Origin of the sequence: Streptomyces sp. NPDC005962 (assembly GCF_040629205.1) — a bacterium.
Classification (GTDB): domain Bacteria; phylum Actinomycetota; class Actinomycetes; order Streptomycetales; family Streptomycetaceae; genus Streptomyces.
In genome coordinates, this window is the sequence record NZ_JBEXVE010000045.1 from 1 (window position 1) to 22,433 (window position 22,433).

A 22,433-nucleotide genomic window follows, 5' to 3' on the forward strand; every position below is an offset into this window, starting at 1 on the left:
GTGGACGGAGCGGCTGCCGCACCCCACTTACGATGCGGTACTTACAGCCACGGCCCTTCACTGGCTGCGCTCCGATGATGCTCCGCAGGAACGACGCGCCGACGCTACGCGTCGGTAACCGTCTCCGCTCCGCGGAGAACGCGGTCCCTCCGGGACCGTTGATCCGCTCCGCGGATCATGAGGGGGACGTCGGTGCGGTGTCCCGATCGCTCCGCGATCGTTCCTCCTCCCCGACTCTTCTAGGTTTGCAAGGCGCAGCTTTGACAGTGTGTCAGCTTGTTGAGTGAGCCGTCCACTCCGTGGCCGGCTCCTCTCTCGCTGCAGGAGCGGCTGGTTCCGTCTCGGGGTCGTGTTGATGCCTCGTCGGGTAAGTGATCAGCCAAGTGCTTCGAGGCTCTGGTGTTTGGGTGCTTCCTTGTCTGCAGAACTTTGGAAGATTCGAGTTCTGCCTCTCCCCCGCTCTTCGTGTTGGTGCGGCGGTGCGTCATATGCCGGGGCCGAGCCGACGACCTACGAGGCGGTTGTGATCATGGGCCGAGAGTGGACCCCCGACTCCATCGCTCATGCACTGCCTACGCCGGACATGCGGCAGGAGTTCTGGCGGCAGTTCAACCTCACTGCTCTTCCCGGGCTTCAGGCCCTGGGTGAGAGACTCCCAGATCCCATGCCGTCTACCGGGATCTGCCTGACAAGGCCCGCGCGCGGGTCGCCCAGTTCCTCTTGGACTCGGCCAACGACCCCCGCGCCGCCACCGACCCGTACGGAGACATCGACGACGGCGTGATGTGGCTGTGGGCCGCCGGTGACCTCGCCGTTGTGCTTCTGATCGGGGATCAGACTCGCACGGTCACCGTTTTGAGCATCGCCTACGCGGGACTCGAATAGCCTTCGTTCAGGGCGCCGCGGGGATCGTCTGGTGGAGATCGAGGGTCTTGTCGTGGCGAACTGCCCACACGCCGGTTTGCCTCAACGCTCGGTCCGGACAGCGGACTTGGGCCCACTCGGTCTGCGAAACTGTGGAGGCGTACTGCGCACGTGCCAGCAGTTGGCGCAGCGTCGCGTCCCGCGACGTCCCTTTCCGGGCACCGACCGCGGCCAGGGCCTTCACTGCACACCACGGCAGGCGGACGTTGGTCTCCGTACGGCCAGACACCGGGCCAGTATCGGCCAATCCCCGCATACCCGTCGCGCGAACTCGGCATCCTGGCCTCCCGCTTGGCCACTGCCGGGCGTGTCTCAGGCTGTCCAGGCGGTCCGCGTCGCGGGACAGGCCCCGGTGCGTGATGCAGGCCCGCGACGACATCACGCGGGCCAGTTGCCGGGCTTCGTGCTCGTCGCGCACCACCATGTGCTGATACTCCAACTGCGGTGACAGGGCGGCCAGTTCAGGGCAGGGATGCACGATCCCGTACAGGGCGCGCAGCCGTCCCGTGGTGAAGAGCGGGATGCCGTAGGCGAAGTCCCGCTGACGGGCCGGGTGTATCCGGCCCGTCCGTCTCCTCCCCAACCCCTGGGCACGGCTTCCCGGACGTCACACTCGCCGTCCGCCCGCTTCCCGCGGGCGGTCGGGGTACCAGGGGCGAGGCGTAGGAGGAGGTGGAGGGTGTGGCGGGCGGCGGTGCGGTGGGCGGGGCGTGGGGCGTAGGCGGCGCCGAGGGCGAGGACGGTGGTGGGGGCCAGGAGGAGTGCGGCGGCGGTCGTGCGGGCGGGCCATCGGCGGCGGGTGGGCATGAGGGTGAGGCTCCTTGGCAGGTCAGGCCGGGGGATCGTCCGCCGGGGCCCGGGAGGGTGCGGTACAGGGGTGGTGCAGCAGCCAGGCGGAGGTCGTGATGTCTGTAGGCGTTCGAAGGACGGGTGTGCGGTGAAGGTTCCGTGGGACAAGCTGGCCGAGAGCCCGAAAGTGTCCGAGTCACTGGTGACCCTGCTGATGCTGCGGCTGCGCGAGAAGGCGCGGGCGGTCGACGGCAGCGGCGGAGACGGCGGCCGGGACCTGTTCGAGTACACCGAGGACGGTGAACTCGTCGTCTACGAGGCGAAGTCGTTCACCGGCCGCATGACCCAGGTACGCCGCAGGCAAGTGGTGCGCTCGCTGGTGTCGGCGGCCCGCCACCAGCCCGACCACTGGGACCTGCTGGTACCGATCGACCACAACCCCGCCGAAGAGCGGTGGTTCGAGGGCCTGCGCGAGCAGTTCCCGTTCGCACGGCACTGGCACGGGCGCAGCTGGCTGAACGAGAAGTTCGCGGCCCATCCCGATCTGGTGCGCTACGCGCTGCAGGAGTCCGGCGACTACATCCTGGAGCGGATCGCCGAGGCCCGCGCCGAGCGCGACGTGCTGCTGGGCGGGCTTCCCGACTACATCGAGCGGGCGAACACACTGCAGGCGCGGGTCCAGGAGATCTCCCCGCACTACGCGGTGCACACCACGCTGGGCGCGGACGGGCAGACGGTCGTGCACCTGACGCCCAAGAGGCCCGCCCCCGACGGGCAGGCGGCGATCCGTTTCACCGGCCGCATCCGCTTCCCCGCCGGTGACCCGCAGGAGGCGCAGCGGCGGCGCCAGTACGAGGAGACGATGCGCTTCGGCGGCGACGTGGAGCTGACGGCGGACAACCTCGCCGAAGCCGGCCTGGCCGGGCCCGCCGGGCTCGGGCTGGAACAGCTCACGCTCGGCGGCGTGCGCATCACCTCGCCCCACCAGGAGGTGACGCCGCCGCTGCGCGGGCAGATGATCGTCCAGGAGCCCTCCGGCCTCCCGGTCACCTCCCTGCCCGTGACCTTCGCACACCGCGTCCTCGGCACGGACGGCGGAACCCTCCACGGCAGCGACCTGACCGGCCTGATGCGGGTGCAGGTGCGCTTCGACCGGCGCGATCTCTCCGGCCAGCTCAAGTTCTCCTTCGAGCCGCCCGAGGCCGCGATGCCGACGGCCATGGTGCCGGTGCTGCGGCTGATCGCCGAGAGCCACCCCGGCCGCTTCATGGCGCTCATCCTCGCCGGGGACACCAACGGCCAGCTGCGCGCCCCGGTCACCACCGGCATGACACCGCGCGGCTGGGAGGCGGGCGAAGCCGGGTTCTGGGCCGATGCATACGAGGACCTGGCCCGGCTGCAGAGCCGGACCGGCCAGTTCTTCCCCGTCCCCGACGACTTCACCCAGCAAGACGTGCGTGAGGTCAAGGAGATCCACGCACTGCTCGACGGAGAGAAGATCGTCCTGCGGGGCGAGAGCATGTCCGTGGAGGTGGTCAGTGCCGAGGGCCTCGACAAGTTGGCCGACATCCGCGGCGGGATGTTCCGCCTCACCGCCGGATACGAATCCATGATCTTCACACTCGGCGACCACCAGATCGACCTCGGCCCCTGCACCGAGACCTACACCATGAACAAGATCCTGAACATGAAGGAGGCACGGCGCGAGTTCGCCGAACACGGGCACGCCACGGTGGTCATGCGCCTGGCCGAGCACATCCCGGCCGTGCGCTACCTGGGAGCCGAACGGCCCGAGTAGGCACGCGTCGGCAGCGTCAACACAGCGCCGTTCACCGCGAGTTGTGCAAAACGCAGACGATCCAGGCCATGACTGGTGGCGGGGGCCGCCGCCTGTCACGTGACGGGTGCGGCCGACCGCCGGCGGAGGCTGCCGGCCTGTCCGAAGAGGCGTAGCAAGGTGTCCAGGACGTCGTCGAGCTCGTCGATGCGGCGCGAAAGTTCGGTGTACTCGTCCGTGGGCATGTGCGGCCGGTCGGCAGTCGCGGATAGGGAACCGGCGAGGAGGGGGTGGGCGACGAAGGTTCCCCGGCCGTGCTCGGTACGGACGAGGCCCTCGTCCCGCAGGACCCGTACGGCGGACCGGGCGGTCATGTCGGCGATGCCGTAGTCCTCCTGGAGGATGCGGGAGGGTGGCACCTGGTCACCGGGGGCCAGCCGCCCGACGAGGATCTGGCGCCGCAGGTCGTCGGCCACGAGCCGGTAGGGAGGCCGGCCCGAGGACCGCGGCAGACGCTCGGCCGCAGCCCTGCGGGCCCCCGCGCGTGGACGGCCGGGCGCTGCCGCGCTGTTGCTCACGACGGGTCCTCGCCGGGGACGGGGCGCCGGGGTGCGCGGTGGATCCGGCTCTGGACCAGTTCGATCTGCTGGGCGTCGTAGGCGGTGGTCACGCCCGAGGGCGTGTAGCCGGAGGCCGGGCCTAGTTCACGCAGGGGGTAGCGGCTCGCGGGCTGGAACTCCCGGGCGTAGGCCAGGACCAGACGGACACGGCGGTCGGCCGCCTCCCTCTGTGCCCGGGCCTCCTCCAGGGCCAGGATCAGGGGATCGGCCTCGATGCCCAGGGCGGCGGCCTCCAGGTTGGAGGCGTACTCCGAGCGCTCACGCTCGGCCGCCTCGTAGGCGTCGGGGAAGGCCTCCTCCGGGATCACGCTCCCCGGCTCGGGCAACGGACAGAGCACGGCAGCGAGTTCATCGATCAGCGGCATTTTTCGATTATCGTAAACTTTTACGATAATCACAAGATGGACGGGGTCACCGAGACCGCACTGCCGCCCCTGCCCTCGCCTTCCGCCCCCACCGGGAGGCGGCCGGCACGACGGTGGCGTACCCGCCGAACAGCGTGCCGCGCCCGGTCAGCGGCCTCGGCGCCCATACCGCCGGAGGCCGCAGCCCCAAAGCCGTCCGGGACCCACGCGAGTCGTTCCGCCACGGCCTCGAACTCCCGTGACCGACCTTGGTCCTGGCTGCCGTCTCAAGCGAACTTCACGCAGCGGCACCTCACTGCTCGCCGCGCGGCCCTGCCGGACGACGCCGTCCGGCAGGGCAAAGACGGCCGTCTCCAGGCGCGCCTGCTCCGCCCGCCGGCCGCTGCGACGCCGTCCGGGCCCGCCGGGATGGGAGCCCGTGCCCGGTATCGAACCGCTGGCGGGCCGAACGCCGGGTCTGTGTGCAGTACTTCGAGGACTGGCTGGTCGGCCGTGCCGGGGATGACGCGGCCGGGTACGTGATGAAGCCGCCCGGCAGCAGGCTCTGTTGCACCGGTACGTGGCCGACCTTCCGGTCACGGAGTGCGCCGCGGTCCTTGGCCTGGGTCCGGACAACATGAAGAAGATCCTGAAAAAGGCGCTGCAGACGCTGAGGAAGTCGCCGCGCATGGACGCGTGCGAGCCTGCCGGGTGGGCAAAGGAGGTGCACCGGTGAACCCCGTGGAAGACAAGGAAGGCATGCCGCAGGAGGGCATCACGCTGAGCTCGGCGGAGAAGAGGGAGAGCTTCGCCACGATCATGAAGCGCCTGAAGGGCCGCAGTGCGGAGGAGCGGGCAGCACTGACGACACAGGCCGACGAAACGGTTCTGGGATACGAGGCGTACGCACTGGGCCAGGAGTACCTCGAGCGCGGTGACTTCGGCGCCGCCGGACGGTGGCTGCGGGTCGCCGCCGGTCACAGCATCCCCTGCGCCGAGCAGGCTCTCGAGGAGATGGCCATGCGGCAGACATCCCTCAACGTCGTCGGCCTCACGGCCGCCGGCACCGCCGTGCGCGTGGAGGCGGCGCCCCCGGAAGCGCTGCCGGGCTCCTCCGGCGTGTGCATCACGAACCGTGTCCACCCCGGCAAGAACGACGAGCCCTGGGAGCGGTCCTGGACAATCTGAACGCCGCATGGCAGGCGGTCTCCGCCCAGGCGGAGACCGCGAAGATCACCGGGCAGGCCCGCCGTGAAGCCGACGAACTTCTCGCCGAGGCGCAGCGTCAGGCCCAGGCCGTCATCGACGACGCCCGGGCCGAAGCCGAGCGGATCCGTGCAGCAGCTCACTGGCGGGCCGCCGAGGAGACCTGCACAGCGGCAACCGCACAGAGCGGGGCCTTCGTTGCCCCGTCGCCAGGCGAGCATGTCCTGTACATCAGCAGGACGTGCAGGGACCTCATGCCCGGGGAGACGCACGATCTGACGGGCACCTGGCAGGACACCAGGTTCATGCAGAACCTGTCGCCGGACGCCGTCCGAGACCGTCTTCGCGAAACGCTACGTTCGTCATGGCACTTCCAGCACACCGCGTGCGGGATTGCCGTGTCGCCTCGTCTCTCCGAGGAAGCCGGACCGCGCCGATTGGTCCTGCTCACCGTCTGCCGGTTCCTGCAGCACGACGCGGAGGACGCCGCCGCCGACGAGTCCGCTGTACTGTCGTCCCTCGTTCAACATCGTCTCCTTGACGAGGAGATGCTCGCCCGAGCGCCCTTCCTGGGCCCCGCCACAGCGGCGAACCCGGGAAGCCGGCCACGCACGTTGGTCCTCGGTGATGCGGCAAAGGTGGTGATGGCACCGGTCGGCCTAGCCAGCCGAAGGGCTCGCCGTCGGTCCCGGCCCGGTCACACATACGTGCCCGGCCCAGGGCCCGGCGTGGGACGTCGGCCGCTGCGCAGAGGGCGTGCGGCGCTACTACTGCGCGATCCGGGCACCCGCCGGGGCCTTCGCACCGGCTCGGGATCGGCGCGAAGGCCCGCCCCACCATCGTGCGCCCTGCCCCCGGGCACGGATGTTCTGACGCACCGCGGAGCCGCAAGCGCTCCGGAGCCGCATGCCAGACGCAGCGACAGGCAGCACGGGGCTGCGCCTGACAACCGTCACGCGCAGCCTTCGAAAAGATCCCTGCATACCGCACGAATATCCCGCCGTCCGCGTCAGCGGCACGCCGAATTGAGACACGCCTCACAATCCAATACGTAGGGGCTCCGTTCCCGCCCGAAGAGGTGAGGACAAAACGGGCCGATCGCCCATGAATTACTCTCGCAGGCCGCGATCAAGAAGCCGGTATTCGCCACGATGAAGGGAATGCAGGGCGACTGCGGGTAAACTCGTCTCGTAGCTTTATAAATCCACAGAGAAAGGCAGTGCCGCCATGGCCGACGACGAGATCAATTCCAACGAGTCAGCCGAGGACCCGATCGCCGAACCGGCCGGGACGCCGCCCTCCATGCCCGACACCATGTCGTGGTACGAGGCGACGTACATGACCCTGGCGATCGCCTACTACGGAAGCCACACCATCCATGGGGTGTGGCTGCAGATGCAGGAACAGCTCTTTCCGCTGGTCCAGCCCTTCCTGTAGGCCCGCGGAGCCCGGTACCACGTGATCCGTGGGTCCAGGCTCCGCGGCGGTCTCGGTCAGTCCCGGGAACTTTCAGCGAGCAGCTTCACAGGCTCCCGGGTCCGGACGCAATCCAGATCAACCAGACCGGATCCGAAAATTTGGTTCCTGCCAAATCTTCGGACCCTGTCATTCTACGCGCTGCGGGAGTGGTGATTCCACTCCCGCAGCGCGTTTCTTGTTTTCGAGGTTTTCGGGATGCGCACGTCGGCCATCTTTCGTTTCGCTGCGTTCGCCTGAAAATGGTGAATCAACTTTTACGGTTCCGGCGCCTTCAAAGTTTCTGCCTGCCGCTCAAATCGGCCCGGATGCCGTTTCGCCATTTTTCCGATCCGGCGGAACATGAAAAATCCAGAACTTCAAAAACCGAAGCCCGGCCGGATGGAGGGTTTTCGGAAACGGAGATTTTCCAGACGAGCGTGGGACGTGCGTCTGATGGCATCGGGAGCAGGCTGGCGTGGGGACGTCCCGGCGGGGCACCGCGTACGTGGACCGATACGGAACCGGTTAGGGCTTCCCGGGTCCATCTCTCCACCGGTCCGGCCGACCGGACCGTGAGCGTCCCGCACCCGGCCGGCCCGCTCACGCCGGTTCGGCGAGGGGGCTTCGGGGATGCTGCGCGATGCTCTGGAGTGAGCACAGGGTGGCGCCACGGTCAGGGGCGGGGGCTCGAATCGATGCCGTGCTCGGCAAGAGTGGAGGACAGCAACTCCACTTGGCTGGAGAGGAGTTGGCCAGCATTCAGTTTGGTGCGGGTCTTGGCGAGCCAGGGCCCGATCATGACGCGCTCGCCGTCGACCTCGATCCACTCGCGGGCTCCGGGCGCGCGACCCCACCGCTCGACGAACAGGGCGAGGATCTCGGCGGTCTGCGCGAAGCTGCGCCGCCGTGGTGTACCCGGTACGCCCGTCTCCAGGGTGACGCGGTCGGGGGTGAGGCCGATGCGGGCAAGCAGGTCGCGCTGGCCGGGATCGAGCCGGTCCCAGTCGGTGAACTGGCGGTGCAGCCAGCTGCCCGCCTTCACCTCGTGGATGACCGTGTCGCGGGACAGGGTGCTGGGGTGGGTGCCGGCTTCGAGGTGGCGGCGCAGCAGGTGGTACTTGCGGTGCCAGTCGGGGCCGTGCGGGAGTTTCCAGTCCGGGTCGAGGGCAGTGAGCTGGACGTCGCGGTCGGGGGTGAGGCGGTCTTTGCGGGCGGCGGCGCGCTGGTCGGCGAGGAACTGGCCGCCGGGGGCCTGGGCGGGGATGGCGAGGTGGCCGTGTTCGGCGTGGAAGGATTCGACGGTGGCCAGGTGGCCCTGCCAGGTGGCCTCGTGGTCGTCCCAGATCATGCCGAGGTCCTCGAGCTCGGCGATCCAGCTCTGGTCGAGGGCTCCGGCCTGGTGGGCGGTTCGCTGGCCGGTGATGAAGCTGCCCAGCCGGTAGCCGTAGGCGTCCTCGTAGTCGGCGCTCACGCGCAGGTGGCCGTGTTCGGCGTGGTAGCGGACGGCGGCGGCGAGTCCGGCGCGGCGGGGGGCGGACAGGACGGCGCCGCTGGAGGGCCACACCAGCAGGTCCAGGGCGCGGGCGATCGCCGAAGGGTCGAGGGTGTGGTCGAAGCGGAAGCGGCGGGTGATGTAGGTGTGGGAGTCGCGGGCGGGATGGGTGTTCTTGGCCCGCGGAGCGCGGGCGGCGATGGTCTGGTCGTGGTGGCGCAGGGCGCCGGTGACCAGCCAGAGCGCCTCGTAGGGGGTGCCGAGCAGGTCGGTGGGGTCGGCGCCGGGCGGAATGTAGGCAGGGACGACGAGGCTGGCCGTCTTCGTCTTGAGGGTGGGAGGTTTGCGCAGGGCGCGGCCCAGGGCCTGGACGATGCGGCGGACGCTGGCGGTGCGGTCGGCGAAGACGACGCCGTCGACGGTCGGCAGGTCGACGCCTTCGCCGAGGACCTTGGCGTTGGCCAGCACGCCTCGCTCGGCGTCGGTGAAGCGGGCGATGGTGTCGGCGCGCCGGCGGGGGCTGTGGGTGCCGTCGATGGACTGCACGACGACCTCGCCCGCCCAGTCGGGGCGCAGTTCGTCAGGGAGGGTGCGCAGGGTGTGGGCGAACTGGCGAGCGAAGTCGGCGGCGTCCGCGATCTGTTGGAAGTAGACGAACACGTGCCGTAGGTCCTGCTCGCGCATGGCCTTGAGGATGGCCAGGTGCAGGGCGGTGGTGCGGCGCGCGGTGGGCCCGGTTTCCGGGTCGGTGAGCGCGGTGCGCAGTTCGATGTCGGTGACGGTGGGGACGACGAGCTGGTAGTCGGCCAGGACGCCGTCGTCGATGGCGTCGGCGTGGGTGTAGGTGTGCAGGCGGGGGCCGAAGATCTTCGGCTGGTCCATGGTCGCCAGCAGGGATGGGTCGTCCCAAGCCGGTGCGGTGGCGGTGGTGCGCTTGGGCTGCGCCCTGGTGGTGGGCGGTTCGGTCAGGCGAGGGGCTTCCCACACATACGGGGTGGCGGTGAGGTAGAGGCGACGCTCGGCAGGGATGCGCTCGTTGTCGTGCAGCGCAGTCCAGTTCTTCTCCCAGGTTCCGGCCGTGGCGTGGGCTTCGTCCACGATCAGCAGGCCGAAGACGGGGGCGGGGAAGATCGCGGAGTGCTGGGCCTCTTCGATCTTGGACAGCGAGTCGTAGGTGAAGAACACCGTCGCTTTGGGGTGGCGGCCCAGCCAGTAGGCCAAGTACTCCCCCGCGTTGGCCGAGTCGACCTCGGCCTCGGCGAGGAGCGGGTGGGATTCGGCGCGCAGCGAGGAGACAGTGATCATCGGCTCGCGGCGGCCGTCCGCGCGGGCGGCCGCCGCCCACTGCGCAACCAGGTCCAGGCTGGGCACCGCCACCGCCAGGTGGCGAACGCCGAGTTCCTCGGCGACGCGCAGGGCGAAGAGGGTCTTGCCGGTGCCGCAGGCCGAGACGGCATGCCCGCGGGTGCGCGGGCGGCGCAGGTGGCGGACCGTGCTGGCGAGGCCTTCCTGTTGGTCTATGCGCAGGACCAGACGCCCTGTGTGTTCTGTGGCGGTGGGGCTGGCGGTCATCGCACGGTTCCTCGGCATACGTGAGGGGCGCGTTCATTCTCGCGCACGGCGGGGGTGTGGCGCAGTGTCTCTGCCTTGGCGGGGGCGCGCTGGCGGCCGCGCGCGCCCCGTGATCGGCGTTGTCGGTTGCGGGCTATGGGCGATCGCGGTGAGTCTGCATTGCGATGGGAGGACGTGAGTTCATCGTCGCGGCCCTGGAGGCTGCCGGTCTGTCCACTTCTTGGTTGCGGGTGCTCTATTGGTTGCGTCCTGTCTGGGTTGGGGCGCTCTCCGCTTGTTTCATGCAGCCCGGCGGAAGGCTGTCTTGCGAGCCGGTCGATTGGGCAGGCGCAGGAGGTCTTGCAGGGGTGTGCCGTGTTCGGCCCACCGGCGGAGCCGGTCCCGGTCGACCCAGTGCACTTGGTGGCGTTCGCCCCATGTTTTGGCGTCCCGGGTGAACGAGCCGTTGGTGACCACGACCGCGGTGTCGGCTCCGTGGACGGGGCCTGCGGTTCCTTTGACCTGGTACATCACTGAGGAGCCGACCTTGCCAGCGACGGTGGTGTGCTTGGCCTGCAGGACGATTCTGCCGCGCTGGCGGTCCTCGCCGATGACGTCTGCGGCCTGGTCTCCTTGCCGGCCGACCTGCCGTGCGTTCCAGCCGTCCCGGAGAAGCAGGTCACGTAGGGCGAATTCGAAAGCCCGGTCGTCCATGGCGTCGAGCTGTGCGAGCGTGATCCTCAGCCGGGCCAACGTCTCGGCCCGCATCTTCCGGGCCCGTGCCGCACGCATGAGCCGCCAGGCTGCGTACCCGAGGGCGAGAGCCGCAAGGAGGGCGAGCAACGGCCAGACGCGGACGGCTGCCTGCCATTGGGCTGTGACGATCTTGGCCAGCAGCCAGAGTACGGCGCAAGCGACGGCCGCGGCCGCGGCCTGTTCCTTGCCGCCGCGGGGTGGGCGCAGCCGGGGTGAGCGGCGGGGCATCAGCGGCCCACGCTCGCTGGTACTGATGGTGTAGGGGTTTGCGGCGTTTTCGGGGATGCCTCTCCGAAGCCGATGAGCTGGCTCCATAGCCACACCACCGCGACCAGCCCTGCGATCGACCAGCCGCTCAGTTTCTTCGCGCTCGGGCGGGGTTTGCGCCGGTAATGACTTCGCACCTTGTAGTAGCCCTCGGGCGGCTTCGCCACTGCTTCCTCCTCCGTGTCGTCAGGCCGCCAACTGCGGTCTGATCTCTGAGAATTGGTGTAGCAGCGGGCACTGACAAATCCGCCGGTTTGATCAGTGGAAGCCATGGCATGGCCTCGAAAACCCGCCGTGATGCGGGCATGCGTCCGGCGGTGTTCGAACATGCGGGACAGCAGTCCTCGGGCCTGCGGAAACCCCTGTCATGCGGACTGGACTGGCGTGTACTGGTACGGCTCTGGTGGCCGATGCGAGTGCTCACGCACCGCAGTGCTCTGTTTCCGACACTTCGATCACATTCAGAAATGGCATGAAGCAATACGTGTTCGATGCGATCCGTCTGCGAGGCAGGCGGCTGCCTTCAGGGGATGTGCTGCTTTCGACGCCGGGGCGCTGTGGGGCTGCCTTTCTCGGCAGGGGCCGAGGGGGCTATGGGCAGCCCCGCGGTTGTGGCTACGCCTTGGGCCCACGGCGGACTGGAGATCGGCAGGTGTCCGTGGCCTGGGGCCCTGCGTTCTGGTCGGCGAGGGCCGTGGACGGGTCCAGCGTCCATCGTGCGGTCATTCGGCCGCTTCGGTCAGGTGGGTGAGGGTGGAGCCGTCGATGTGCTTGGAGATGTGCAGGCGCTGGGTGATGCGGCGGCGCAGTTCGGGGACGTGGCTGATGAGTCCGACGGTGCGGTCGTGGGCGCGCAGGGAGTCCAGGACGTCGAGGACTTGGTGGAGGGTGTCTTCGTCGAGGGTGCCGAAGCCTTCGTCGATGAAGAGGGTGTCCAGTGCCTGGCCGCCTGCTTCGGCGGTGACGATGTCGGCCAGGCCCAGGGCGAGGGCCAGGGAGACGTAGAAGGATTCGCCGCCGGAGAGGGTGTCCGTGTGGCGTTTGTGTCCGCTCCAGGCGTCGAGGACCTTGAGGTCCAGGCCTGACTTTGCGCCTCGGGCGGCTCTGTCGTCGGAGTGGACGAGGGTGAAGCGGTGGTGGGACATGCGTGACAGGCGGGTGTTGGCGGCGTCGACGACGTCTTCAAGACGGGCTGCCAAGACGTAGGACTCCAGTTGCATGCGGAGCTGGTTGCTGGGTGAGCCGCCGCTGATGAGGCCGTGGAGGTGATCGACGGTGCGGTAGGCGTCCTCGAGGGGTTCCAGGCGCTGGATCTGGGTGTCCAGCTGAGCGGTGAGGGTGGCCAGGGTAGTTGTCCGGTCGGCGGCCTGGGTGGCGAGGGCTGCCGTGCGGGTGTGGGTTGTGGTGGCGGTGTTCAGTTCGGTGACGGCGTGCTCGAGGTCGGCGGGTGGCTGGGTGATGGCTGCCTGCAGTTCGGGTTCGGCGAGCCGGGCGGTCAGTACGAGGCGCTGTTCACGCCAGTGGCTGATCTCTTTGTCGATCGCGGTGAGTTCGTCGTCGGGCAGGCGGGCGGCCGAGGCTTCGGCCGGGGAGGTGAAGCCTGCCGCGTGCGCTGCCTGCTCTGCGAGAGCGGTGGCGCTGTGGCGGTCCGTGGCGGTTGTTGTCACGGTGGCCCCGCACGCGACGGCGGCCTCGAGTCGGCCGGCGTGCTGGGTGAGGTGGGTGATGCGGTCGGCGAGTGTGGCGTGTCCGTTGAGGGCAGTTGCCAGGCGGTGGGTGAGCTCTTCGCGCTGGGTGTGCAGGCTGTCGTAGGTGGCGTCGGCGGCGCCCATGCGTGCGGTTGCGGTGTTGCGGGTGTGCTCGGTGTCGGCCTGTTCTTTTTCGAGGAGGGCGAGTTGTTCGCCGGCCGGTCCGGCGTCGGCTGCCTGGGAGAGGGCGTCGGCGAGGTGTTGTTCGAGGGCGGTGCGGTGGGCGGTGAGGTCGGTGAGGGGGGTGTTGCCGCCGGCTTCACCGCGTGCTGTGGCGGCCTGTTCGTTCAGCTGGGCCAGGGCCTCTTTGGCCGTGTTCTCGCTCTGCTGGGCGCGGGTGTGGGCGGCTTCGGCGGCCTGTTCGTCGGCGGCGGTGGGCTGGCCGGGCTGGGCAGTGGCGGGTGCGGGGTGGGTGGGGGAACCACATACGGGGCAGTCTTCGCCGTCGACGAGCCGGCCGGCGAGCTCGGCGACGATGCCGTCCGTGCGGCGGCGCCGGATGTCGACGTACGTTTTCGCGGCTTGCGTGGAGTCCTTCTCGGCCTGGCTGAGGACTTTGTGGGCGGCGCTGATCTGCTGGTCGAGTGCGTCACGGCGCCTGGCGGCTTCCAGCTGCTTTTCGGCGAGGTTGAGGGTGGGGGTGAGTTCGCGGCTGGTTTCCTGCGCGCTGCGGGCGGTTTCCAGGCGCGTGGCAAGGTCAGCGCGGCGTTGCGGAAGGGCGTTGAGCCATTGCTGGGCGTCGGTGAGGGTTTCGGTGAGCTGCTGGCGCTCGCGGTCGAGTGCGGCCAGTTCTGTCGTGTGGCGCTGGAGGGTGGCCTCGTCGGGCAGCAGTGCCTGGACGGCGCCGGTTTCGGCGTGCAGCTGCTGGGCGGAGTGAGCGAGGCCGACGGTGTCGAGGGATGCGTGTTCGGGCGACAGCAGGGCGCGGGCGCGGCTGTCGTCGTCCAGGGCACGGGTGTGCTCGCGGTCGGCGGTGTGTGCGGTCTCCAGGACGGATTGCAGTTGTTGGGCTTTCACGGCGCGGTCGCGGCGTTCAGCGAGGTGGTCGTGGTGGGTGGCCTGCTCGTGGAGCAGGCCGAGGTCGTGTGCGGTGGTGCGGTGGGCCTGCTGGAGACGGTGGAGGTCGCGGACGGCCTGTTCTGCCCGGCGGGCTTCGGTCAGCTGCTGCTCGGCGGTCTCGGTGGCAGCGTCGGCGGCGTCTTGGCGGGTGAGGGCCTGGCGGTGCAGGGCGGCAGCCCAGGCGCGGGCGGGTGCGGTGAGGGTGGCGGGGTCGTCGGCCCGGGGGGCGTTCTGGGCCGGTTCGAGGTCGTCGCCGGCTGCCTGCTGGATGCGTTCGGCCAGGCGCAGGACGTCGGCGCGGGCCTCGTCGCGCGTCTTGGCGGTGAGGGTTTTGCGGTGGGCGAGGAATTCTTCGATGAGGCCGAAGCGGCGGGTGCCGAAGAGGGTGCCGAGCAGGACCCGGCGTTCGGATGCGTCGGCGCGCAGGAACTTGGTGAACTCGTTCTGTGGGAGCAGGACGACCTGGCAGAACTGCTGCCGGGTCAGGCGCAGGAGGGACTTGATCTCTTCTGCGGCTTCCTTGTGGGACTTGATGATGCCTTCCCACCGGCCGTGTCCGTGTTCGTCGAGGACCCACTGGTGCAGGTAGGTTTCGGCCTTCTGGTCGACGAGTTCTGCGCTGTTGCGCAGGTGGGGTCGCTTCTGGGCGGGGATTCTGCGGATTTGCAGGCGCTTGCCGGCCAGGGTTACTTCCAGGGTCACTTCGGTGAGCAGATCCGCGGGCGCGTGATCGCTGCGCAGTCGCATGTTGCGTTCGTGGGGCGGCAGGCCGTAGAGGGCGAAGCAGACGGCGGCGAACAGGGTGCTCTTGCCGGCGCCGGTGTCGCCGTGCAGAAGGAACAGGCCGTCGGCGGACAGGGCGTCGAAGTCGACGGTGTGGCGGCGGGCGAAGGGGCCGAAGGCCTGCAGGCGCAGGGAGTGCAGACGCATGTCAGACGGTTTCCTTCTCCTGGGCGCGCACGCGCATGTCGTCGACGGCCTCTTGCAGGAGGCCTGCCTCTGCGGTGGTGGGTGGGGTGCCGCGCACGGCGGTGATGAAGTCGTGGGCGATGTCGAGGTCGCCGCGGCCGCGTACCCGTTCGCGGTAGGTGGGGCTGTCGGTGGCTTGTGCCGGGATACCGGCGGGCACGTGCCGCATGTCGAGCGTCTTGGAGAAGCGCTGTCTGAGGCGTGCCATCGCCTCGTACGGCAGGGCGGTGTCGGTGAGGGTGACCTGCAGCCAGGTTTCGCTGAGCGGTTCGTGTGCGGGGTCGGTCAGCAGGTCCTCGATGCGGCCGGTCAGCCGGGCCAGCGGCAGGTGGAGTTCGGCCGGGATGTCGTGGCGTGTGACCGTGTGGGCGCCGTCGGCGGGCAGGTCGGTGAGAGTGAGGGACTTGGTGTGGTTGGTCTCGGAGAAGGAGTAGGCCAGCGGGGAGCCGCTGTAGTGGATGCGGTCGTTGACGCTCTGCGGGCGGTGGAGGTGGCCCAGGGCGGTGTAGTCGATGCCGTCGAAGAGGTCGGCGCCGGCGTGGGCGACGCCGCCGACGCTGATGTCGCGTTCGCTGCTGCTGCTGGTCGCGCCGGTGACGAAGGCATGGGCGAGGACGACGGAGCGGGTGCCCGGGCGGGTGGCTAGGTCGGCGCGGATGCAGTCCAGTGCCGAGGTGAGCACGGCCTGGTGGGAGGCTGTCTCGGCGTCCAGCTGGGTGCGTGCCAGGGCGGGCTCGAGGTAGGGCACTCCATAGACGGCGACGGAGCCGTGCTCGTCGTCGAGGAGGACGGGGCGGGCGGCGTCGGCGGGGTCGGTGCGCAGGTGGACGCCGGCTTTGGCGTACAGGCCGGAGCCGGTGCCGAGGCGGTGGGCCGAGTCGTGGTTGCCGCTGATCATGATTGTGGGGATGCCGAGGTCGGCGAGCTGGTGCAGAGCCCGGTCGAACAGGCGTACCGCGTCCAGGCTTGGGATGGCGCGGTCGTAGATGTCGCCCGCGATCAGCAGGGCGTCCACCTTCTGGGTGCGGGCGGTGGCGCAGATGTGGTCCAGGACCTTGCGCTGGTGGTCGATCAGATCTTCCCCGTGGAACCGGCGGCCGAGATGCCAGTCCGAGGTGTGCAGGAACCTCATGGGCACAGACCGTAACCAGAGCGGTGGGAGCTACGGGCGGTTTTCCCGATAAACGGTCTTGTTTCAGAGGCTTGAGGGCATGTGAGGGAAAGGTTTCTTCGTCTGCGCTGCCGGGTGGCGGAGCCGGACGCAGCTGGCAGGGTGATTGTCAGTGGCAGGAGGCAAGATAAGCAGTGGGGGAAGGAGGATGTGATGTCGTTATCGCGTTCTGCCAGGACCGAGCACACTGTGGCGCCCGGGGGCTGCCAGTGGTGCGGAATCGAAGCCCGCGCTCACGCGCGGCAATGGACTGCGGAGGCCGGATGGCACGCCTGGGCGGCGCCGACCAATGAGCAGCGCAAGGAGCGCATGCTGCAGAGGCGAGCTCAACAGCAGGTCAGCAGGCGAGGGCCTGCACCTCGGTGAAGATGTCCCGTAGCTGCTGGGGGACCTCTTCGGGGGTGGTGAGCATGGACACCAGTGCGTAGAGCATGTCGGCCTTGCCGTTGGGGCTGCTCTCCTCGGCCTGCTCTTTGATCATGTAGAGGATGCGCTCGCTGAACTTGCCGCCCCGGTGCTCGGTGAAGTCGTCGGCGCTCCAGGGCAGGCCCTTGGGGCGGGGCCAGTGGGCGTTGGCGGCGGCCGCCCACTGGATGTCGCTGAAAAGCTCCTCCAGCTCGTTGTAGCCCTCGCTCTCGCCGACGTAGGAGACCTGCTGGGTGAGGTCGAGGCCGGCTTTGATGAGTTTCTCGGTCTTGAAGTGCTTGTTGGTGCGGCTGTCGGCGTCGACCATCAGCATGACGGTGCGGTGGTGCTTGACGAGGTAGCCCGCGAGGTGGAGTGCTCCTTCGTTGTTGTCGCAGGCCCACAGGGCGATACCGGCCGCCTGCAGGGGCAGCCCCTGCGAGAGGCGGAAGAGCAGGGGCACGCACTGCTGCTCGGTGGGGCCTTCGACAGCCAGGAAGCAGCGTTCGTGCAGCAGGACGGAGTTGCGCAGTCCCACCGCGGCGGCGATCTGTCCGAGGTGGAAGTCGATCCCGTCGTGGGTGTCGTCGTCGAGGCGCTCGACGAGGGTGCGGCCGCTGTCGCTGAGCTTGAGGTGGACGACGTCGGCGATGTCGACGCCGTCAATGAGGTTCATCGAGTGGGTGGCGACGATGACGCTGACGTGGGGCAGGGCGCACTGCTTGCGGATGATGTCCATGACGGTGCGCTGGTGGCGGTAGTCAAGGTGGGTGTCGGGCTCGTCGTAGACGACGATGGTCTGCGTGGGCTGCGGTTCGCCCTGCTCCCCCGCCGCGGCGAGTTCACTGCTTTCGAGGAGGCTGCTGGTCCACTCCCAAACGGCGAGGGCGATGCGCCGGGTGCTGCCCTGGCCCGAGCGGGTCAGGTCCACGCGCTCGCCGTCGGCCTTGGAGACCTCCAGCGGCGCCCTCTTGAAACCGCCCTTGAAGGAGACCTCGGGCTTGACCTCCACGCCGACGAACTCGTGGCAGTGCTGGCGGATGTGCCGGCACAAGGAGTCCGCTTCCTTCTCCAGCCGCTGCGTGATCTCCTTCTCGATCTCCCGGACCTGCCCCTGGAGGGTCTCGTCCTCCAGATGGGTCTCGTAGCAGCTGCTCAAAGCGGTGCGCACCGCGTCGTCCGGGCTCTCGTCCTTGCCGCCGAAGGCCAGCAGCCGCGGCAGACGTGCCTCGAGGTCTTTGGGCAGCGGCTGCCACTGGTCGGTCTGCGGGACGGTCGTGGCGTGTGCGGTGAGCGCGGCCAGCAGGTCTTCCTTCAGCGTGCCCGACGGGACGAGGCCGAACTCGGCGACCAGTTCGGTCAGGTCTTTCTTCATCAGCCGGCCCAGTCCCTGCAGGCGGCTGTCGGCGGGCTGCGATCCGAAGAACTCCCAGCACGCCGCCTCGCCGGCCCGTGAGCGGCGCCGGATACGGATCTCGGCCGGTAAGGGGGCCGCTGCGGCCTGCTCGGCGGTGTCCAGGCGGAAGACGCCCTCCACCCATGTCTCCGCGCAGCGCTGTCCCTTGACGCCCTCGTCCTGCTGGTAGGTGCGGTCCTCGTCCGTCAGCCGGTGCTCGCCCAGCAGGAAGGCCAGCGCGGCCAGGACGGCACTTTTGCCGCCGTCGTTGCGGCCAGCCAGGATCGTCGGGCTGCTGACCGGGATGTCCTGCACGTGGGTCAGCGAGCGGAACCCGCACGCGGAGAAGCGGATGAGGTGCACGGTCGAGCTGCTCCGTATCTCCCCGCTCCGCCGGGCGACGGACAGGGGTGTGGCGTGCGGGCGTTACGCGTGCGGATGAGGCGCTTGAGGCCTCGGCGCAGGCAGTCATCCTAGAGGCACGCAATGCAACCGTGCCCCGTATTGCGCCAGTTAGCGTCTGGGCGAGGAGAGGCTGGGCCTCTCCGCTCGAGGGTGGAACGCCGTATCCCGAAGAAGCCGGGCGCTGCACCGGCGCAGCCTCAGTGAACGTCTTTGACCAGTGCGAACCCGGAATGCACGGTTCCGCACACGGCGGTTGAGAGCCGAGGGGCACCGGATCGGGAGCTCGGACGTCGCGTCCATTATGGCGGGGCCTTTCATTACGGGTATCGCGGCCAACTCATCAGTTCTCCTGGGTTCCCACAGCAGCCGTCGGCGTGAACCAGAAGGGGCAGGCTGCCCAGCCATCACTCGGTCGGCTACTTTTCTTGACGTTCTGTCATTTTTGTCAACTTCGATACACGGAGGAATATTTGAAGCTAATCTTTTGAGGTCTGATCCGAGGTGGTACGACGTGAGCGACGTACGTCCGGCGCAGCCGGGGATGCTGGTGGTGGCCCGGGAGTTCCGCGGCATGACGCAAGCCGACGTGGCTGAGGCGATGGTGAAGGCCTCCGGCGGTGACGCGGCGGTGTCCCAGGGGTACGTGAGCCGCGCCGAGAGCGGCCGGCTGGCGGTCTCGGGAGAGCGGCTGGACCTGTACGCGGCGGCTCTGGGGTATCCGCCGGATCTGCTGTGTCTGGATCCGCAGGTGCACGGGGTCGGCGTGGGGCTCATCCACCACCGCAAGCGTGCGTCGTTGACCGTCTCCACCCTGCGGCGCCAGCATGCCCATCTCGCCCTGACACGGGTTCAGTTGCAGGGCGTCGCCGCGTGCCGACCCGGTCTCGGCGTGCGGGCTGCGGCCATCCCCACGGTCGCACTCGACGCCCTGACCACGGCCAAGGACGCAGCCCGGCAGGTTCGCAAGGCCTGGGGCATGCCGCCGGGCCCGGCGGCAGACATCACCGAATCGCTGGAGGAGGCCGGAACGCTGGTGGTCGCGCGTGATCTGGGCAGCGACCGGCTCGATGCGGTCAGCCAGTGGGACGGAACGCAGCCGCCGCTCATCCTGGCCAACGACCACACGCCCGCAGACCGCTACCGCTTCAGCCTGGCGCACGAGCTGGGGCACCTGGTCCTGCACCAGTCCCCCGGCGACAGCACCGTGCAGGAGCGGCAGGCCGACGAATTCGCCGCCGAGTTCCTCATGCCCGCGCGTGACATCCGCTCCGCCTTCACACCTCGCGTCGACCTGGAACTCCTGGCCCGGCTGAAGCGGGAGTGGAAGGTGTCGATGGCCGCGCTGCTGCGCCGGGCGCAGCGCCTGAACATCGTCACGGACTGGCAGTACCGCAGCATGATGGTGGAGATGTCCGCGCTGGGATACCGCACGGCCGAACCGGTCGAGATAGCCCAGGAGCGGCCCCGGTACGTCCCTGGGCTGATCCGCTCTGCTCTGGCCGCAGGGATCAACGAGGAGGAGCTGGCCCGCTGTGCGCGGCTGCTGCCCGAGGACTTCCAGCTGCTGTACGCCCCGCGCGAAGGCGCGGCGGTGGATTCCGCTTCGAAGGTGAGGCCATGACTGAGTCGTTCCCCTCCCCGCGCCCGGGCGCCGGTTCCGATCCCGCGGAGCCTCCCGTCCTTCCTCCCACCCAACCGCCCTCTGTACCCGGGCAGTTGCGGGGCCGGATGCTGCTGCAGGCCGGGGTGAGCCGGGTCGGTTACATCCGCGCGCAGCTCGATCCGGTGCGCAGCGGGCTCGTCGTCAGCGGTCCCGGGGCGGCGGTGAAAGTCCGCAAGCTGCGCGAGGAGGGGTTCACGGGACCGCTGCTGGCCGATCCCGCCGTCTACACCGTGGCGGCGGCCAGTGAGGATGATCCTTTCCCCGACGTCTCGGAAGGCCAGCTGGCCTTCGGCGACCCGCTGAGGCTGTCGATCGAGGAGCAGGTGGGCCACTGTGTGGGCGCGACGGCGGCCATGACTCCCACTGGATATCTGCACGCGGAAGACTCCGACACCCTCAAGGCCGCCGTCCACCAGGTTCTCAAGCTGGAGGACCCCCACGTCTTGTTCAGTGTTCCCGTGGACGTGGGGTGGCTGCGCGACGACTCGGTCGGGCAGCTGATCGCCTGGCTCAATGTCGTACCGAACCCCAAGGCGGTCATGCTCGGCGGACAGATGGACCCGCTGGCGGGCTTCTCCCAGGCGGTGGGCAACCTCAAGCGGCTGCTGGCGGAGGTACCCGGAACCGCGCTGCTGCGTGCCGACCTCGCGGCGTTCGGGGCCCTGGCCCACGGGGCGGCGTTCACCGCCTTCGGCGCCACCAGCAGTGTGCGGCACATCGTCCCGCCAGGCCAGGCGGCCAAGCGGTCCCCGGGCGGACCGAACTCGCCCTCCGTGCTGCTGCCGGAGCTGATGGACTTCTTCCTCGGCGAGACGCTGGCGAAGAGGTTCGCCGCGGGCCTGGCACCGGTGTGCCGGTGCGCGGCCTGCGACGGTTTGGTGCTGGACACCTTCGTCAGCAATCACTGGCAGGTGCCGGCGGCCGCCCACAATGCGGCGGTGCTGATGGAGTGGCTACGCAGCATGGACGCCGTCGAGTCGGCCGGGCGGCCCGCATGGTGGCAGCAGCGCTGCCGGCACGCGGTGGACCGCTACCCGGTGCTCAACGCTGAACTCGACCATCCCGGGTTCAGCGCCTTCAAGGTGCCCCAGCAGTTGCTTCAGTGGGCGCAGGCCCCCGTCTCCCCGCAGGCCCCCTCCACGGCACGCCCGGTGGCAGGCGTGGAGCGCGGTGAGCCGTGACTAGCCGATGCGGTGATGGAACTCCTCGGTGAAGCACCACGCCGCGGGCGTGTGGCGACGCGGGGTGTAAGGCCGGGGCTCCAGCAGCAGGTCAACGCTCTCGCCGTCGGCCACCAGGATGCCGATGCCGTAGAAGGCGGCTTCCATCAGCATCTCCTCAGCGGCCGGTGGAGCGCTGTCCAGCAGCAGGGCGCGCCGACTGAAGGGGGCGAAACGGCCGGCTTGCTCCAGTCCCGCGCGCCAGCCAGCGGCGCTCGCCCGGACCACGGCGAGATCAATGGTGAGCGGCCGCACCGCGCGACGGGTGACCTCACGGCGGTCGGCCTCGGCGGCACCGGCCGGAAGCCGCCGTACCGCCGACCGCAGACGTGCGGGCAGCGACGCCAGTGCGACGGGCTCGTCGACGGGCAGCTCCAGAAGAGTCTGCAGCGCATCAAGACTGTCCAGGCGGGCCGCTGACACGCGGGTGCGGCGTGCGCATTCTTCCTCGTCAAGCCGGTAGAACAGCAGCGCCTGGCTGTCCATCAGCTGGAGCGAGACAGACAGCGCGGCCGGATTAAGCAGGGCCGCGGAGGCTGCGCGTACCGATGTGCCCACCGACGGGCTGGCCAAGGTCACCATGCCGTTCACCCTGCCTCATCCGACTTCAGCCGCACCCGGCGGCCCCGACTATCCCACCCGATGGGGCACGGCCGCCTCGTCCAAACGTTCCAAAAACCCACCCAATCCCTGCCACAGTGCTATGTCGCCGACCGCACGGTAGAAGTACCGCTGTTCCCCGGGCACCAGGCCTGCGGGCGGTATGCCGCGTGGCCAGGTGGACCACGGCGCAGGTCCCGCATAGCACGGCGGCTCGGTGACGGGTATGCGCAGACCGGCTTTGTACAGACCAGGACCTGCTGCGAGATGTCAGCGCGGACCGCGCACATGGCGACCCTGCACTGTGCGCAGACGTCAGCCACTGCGGTCTGCGCAGCGTCACCGACGACTCCTCTGTTCGCCGCAGAGAGTTCAGCGAGAACGGTCTGAGATCGGTCACCTCGGGCAGGCAGCAAGGGCTGCCGTGCCTCCTGCTGGGCAGGAGGCAGACGCGGGCTCGTGCCGGGAACGCGAAAGAGCCCGGATCGTGTGGATCCGGGCTTCTTCGGCAGTAGCGGGGACAGGATTTGAACCTGCGACCTCTGGGTTATGAGCCCAGCGAGCTACCGAGCTGCTCCACCCCGCGTCGGTATCCCCACCGTACGCCATCCCA

At 69.1% G+C, this 22,433-nt stretch carries 16 protein-coding genes, 1 tRNA gene and 1 pseudogene; 8 read left to right on the forward strand and 10 right to left on the reverse strand.

Annotation, left to right across the window (positions count from 1 at the left end; translation table 11 throughout):
• The 3 genes and pseudogenes from ABZ370_RS41425 to ABZ370_RS41435 all read left to right on the forward strand — a co-directional run.
• Positions 1 to 76 (forward strand): annotated as a pseudogene (locus ABZ370_RS41425) (SAM-dependent methyltransferase); the annotation flags it as partial.
• Positions 77 to 720: 644 nt separating this feature from the next.
• A complete protein-coding gene (locus tag ABZ370_RS41430) occupies positions 721 to 885 on the forward strand; it encodes a hypothetical protein (RefSeq protein WP_327341125.1) in 165 nt (54 codons plus the stop codon).
• Between the two features lie 976 nt (positions 886 to 1,861).
• Positions 1,862 to 3,511, forward strand: a complete 1,650-nt coding sequence (locus tag ABZ370_RS41435; RefSeq protein ID WP_358632893.1) for a hypothetical protein — start codon at positions 1,862 to 1,864, stop codon at positions 3,509 to 3,511.
• A 95-nt stretch (positions 3,512 to 3,606) separates the two neighbouring features.
• On the opposite strand, the gene ABZ370_RS41440 is transcribed toward ABZ370_RS41435, so the two are convergent.
• Both ABZ370_RS41440 and ABZ370_RS41445 read right to left on the reverse strand, forming a co-directional pair.
• Complete coding sequence (locus ABZ370_RS41440) at positions 3,607 to 4,068, reverse strand: winged helix-turn-helix domain-containing protein (RefSeq protein ID WP_358632896.1); 462 nt, start codon at positions 4,066 to 4,068, stop codon at positions 3,607 to 3,609.
• Positions 4,065 to 4,475, reverse strand: a complete 411-nt coding sequence (locus tag ABZ370_RS41445; RefSeq protein WP_358632899.1) for a hypothetical protein — start codon at positions 4,473 to 4,475, stop codon at positions 4,065 to 4,067. Before ABZ370_RS41445 ends, ABZ370_RS41440 begins: the two co-directional genes overlap by 4 nt.
• A 559-nt stretch (positions 4,476 to 5,034) precedes the next feature.
• Here ABZ370_RS41445 and ABZ370_RS41450 point away from each other — a divergent pair.
• Together ABZ370_RS41450 and ABZ370_RS41455 are read left to right on the forward strand one after the other, a co-directional pair.
• Positions 5,035 to 5,190 carry a hypothetical protein gene (locus ABZ370_RS41450; protein WP_358632902.1) on the forward strand — a complete coding sequence of 52 codons (156 nt, stop codon included), beginning with the start codon at positions 5,035 to 5,037 and terminating at the stop codon, positions 5,188 to 5,190.
• Complete coding sequence (locus ABZ370_RS41455; RefSeq protein WP_358632905.1) at positions 5,187 to 5,642, forward strand: hypothetical protein; 456 nt, start codon at positions 5,187 to 5,189, stop codon at positions 5,640 to 5,642. Before ABZ370_RS41450 ends, ABZ370_RS41455 begins: the two co-directional genes overlap by 4 nt.
• A gap of 380 nt (positions 5,643 to 6,022) precedes the next feature.
• Here the strand turns inward: ABZ370_RS41455 and ABZ370_RS41460 are convergent, their stop codons facing one another.
• Positions 6,023 to 6,187, reverse strand: a complete 165-nt coding sequence (locus ABZ370_RS41460; protein ID WP_358632908.1) for a hypothetical protein — start codon at positions 6,185 to 6,187, stop codon at positions 6,023 to 6,025.
• 700 nt (positions 6,188 to 6,887) lie between these two features.
• Between ABZ370_RS41460 and ABZ370_RS41465 the strand changes: the two genes are divergently transcribed.
• Positions 6,888 to 7,097, forward strand: a complete 210-nt coding sequence (locus tag ABZ370_RS41465; RefSeq protein WP_097887225.1) for a hypothetical protein — start codon at positions 6,888 to 6,890, stop codon at positions 7,095 to 7,097.
• 694 nt (positions 7,098 to 7,791) lie between these two features.
• On the opposite strand, the gene ABZ370_RS41470 is transcribed toward ABZ370_RS41465, so the two are convergent.
• The 5 genes from ABZ370_RS41470 to ABZ370_RS41490 all read right to left on the reverse strand — a co-directional run bounded on the left by ABZ370_RS41470 (position 7,792) and on the right by ABZ370_RS41490 (position 18,295).
• Positions 7,792 to 10,182, reverse strand: a complete 2,391-nt coding sequence (locus ABZ370_RS41470) for a Helicase associated domain protein (protein ID WP_358632911.1) — start codon at positions 10,180 to 10,182, stop codon at positions 7,792 to 7,794.
• Between the two features lie 279 nt (positions 10,183 to 10,461).
• Positions 10,462 to 11,145, reverse strand: coding sequence for a restriction endonuclease (locus tag ABZ370_RS41475; protein ID WP_358633061.1), 684 nt, complete (start codon positions 11,143 to 11,145; stop codon positions 10,462 to 10,464).
• A gap of 761 nt (positions 11,146 to 11,906) precedes the next feature.
• Complete coding sequence (locus tag ABZ370_RS41480) at positions 11,907 to 14,921, reverse strand: SMC family ATPase (RefSeq protein WP_358632914.1); 3,015 nt, start codon at positions 14,919 to 14,921, stop codon at positions 11,907 to 11,909.
• Between the two features lies 1 nt (position 14,922).
• On the reverse strand, positions 14,923 to 16,092 hold the full coding sequence (locus ABZ370_RS41485) for an exonuclease SbcCD subunit D (RefSeq protein ID WP_358632917.1): 1,170 nt from the start codon (positions 16,090 to 16,092) through the stop codon (positions 14,923 to 14,925).
• Positions 16,093 to 16,468: 376 nt separating this feature from the next.
• Positions 16,469 to 18,295 carry a hypothetical protein gene (locus tag ABZ370_RS41490; RefSeq protein ID WP_358632920.1) on the reverse strand — a complete coding sequence of 609 codons (1,827 nt, stop codon included), beginning with the start codon at positions 18,293 to 18,295 and terminating at the stop codon, positions 16,469 to 16,471.
• A gap of 553 nt (positions 18,296 to 18,848) precedes the next feature.
• Between ABZ370_RS41490 and ABZ370_RS41495 the strand changes: the two genes are divergently transcribed.
• Positions 18,849 to 19,958 carry an ImmA/IrrE family metallo-endopeptidase gene (locus ABZ370_RS41495; protein ID WP_358632922.1) on the forward strand — a complete coding sequence of 370 codons (1,110 nt, stop codon included), beginning with the start codon at positions 18,849 to 18,851 and terminating at the stop codon, positions 19,956 to 19,958.
• Positions 19,955 to 21,181, forward strand: coding sequence for a hypothetical protein (locus ABZ370_RS41500; protein WP_358632925.1), 1,227 nt, complete (start codon positions 19,955 to 19,957; stop codon positions 21,179 to 21,181). Before ABZ370_RS41495 ends, ABZ370_RS41500 begins: the two co-directional genes overlap by 4 nt.
• On the opposite strand, the gene ABZ370_RS41505 is transcribed toward ABZ370_RS41500, so the two are convergent.
• Both ABZ370_RS41505 and ABZ370_RS41510 read right to left on the reverse strand, forming a co-directional pair.
• The gene (locus ABZ370_RS41505) at positions 21,182 to 21,811 is read right to left on the reverse strand and encodes a hypothetical protein (protein WP_358632928.1); all 630 of its coding nucleotides are present in this window, start codon (positions 21,809 to 21,811) and stop codon (positions 21,182 to 21,184) included. It lies immediately after the preceding gene.
• A gap of 521 nt (positions 21,812 to 22,332) precedes the next feature.
• Positions 22,333 to 22,406 (reverse strand) — tRNA-Met (locus tag ABZ370_RS41510).
• Between the last annotated feature and the right edge of the window lie 27 nt (positions 22,407 to 22,433).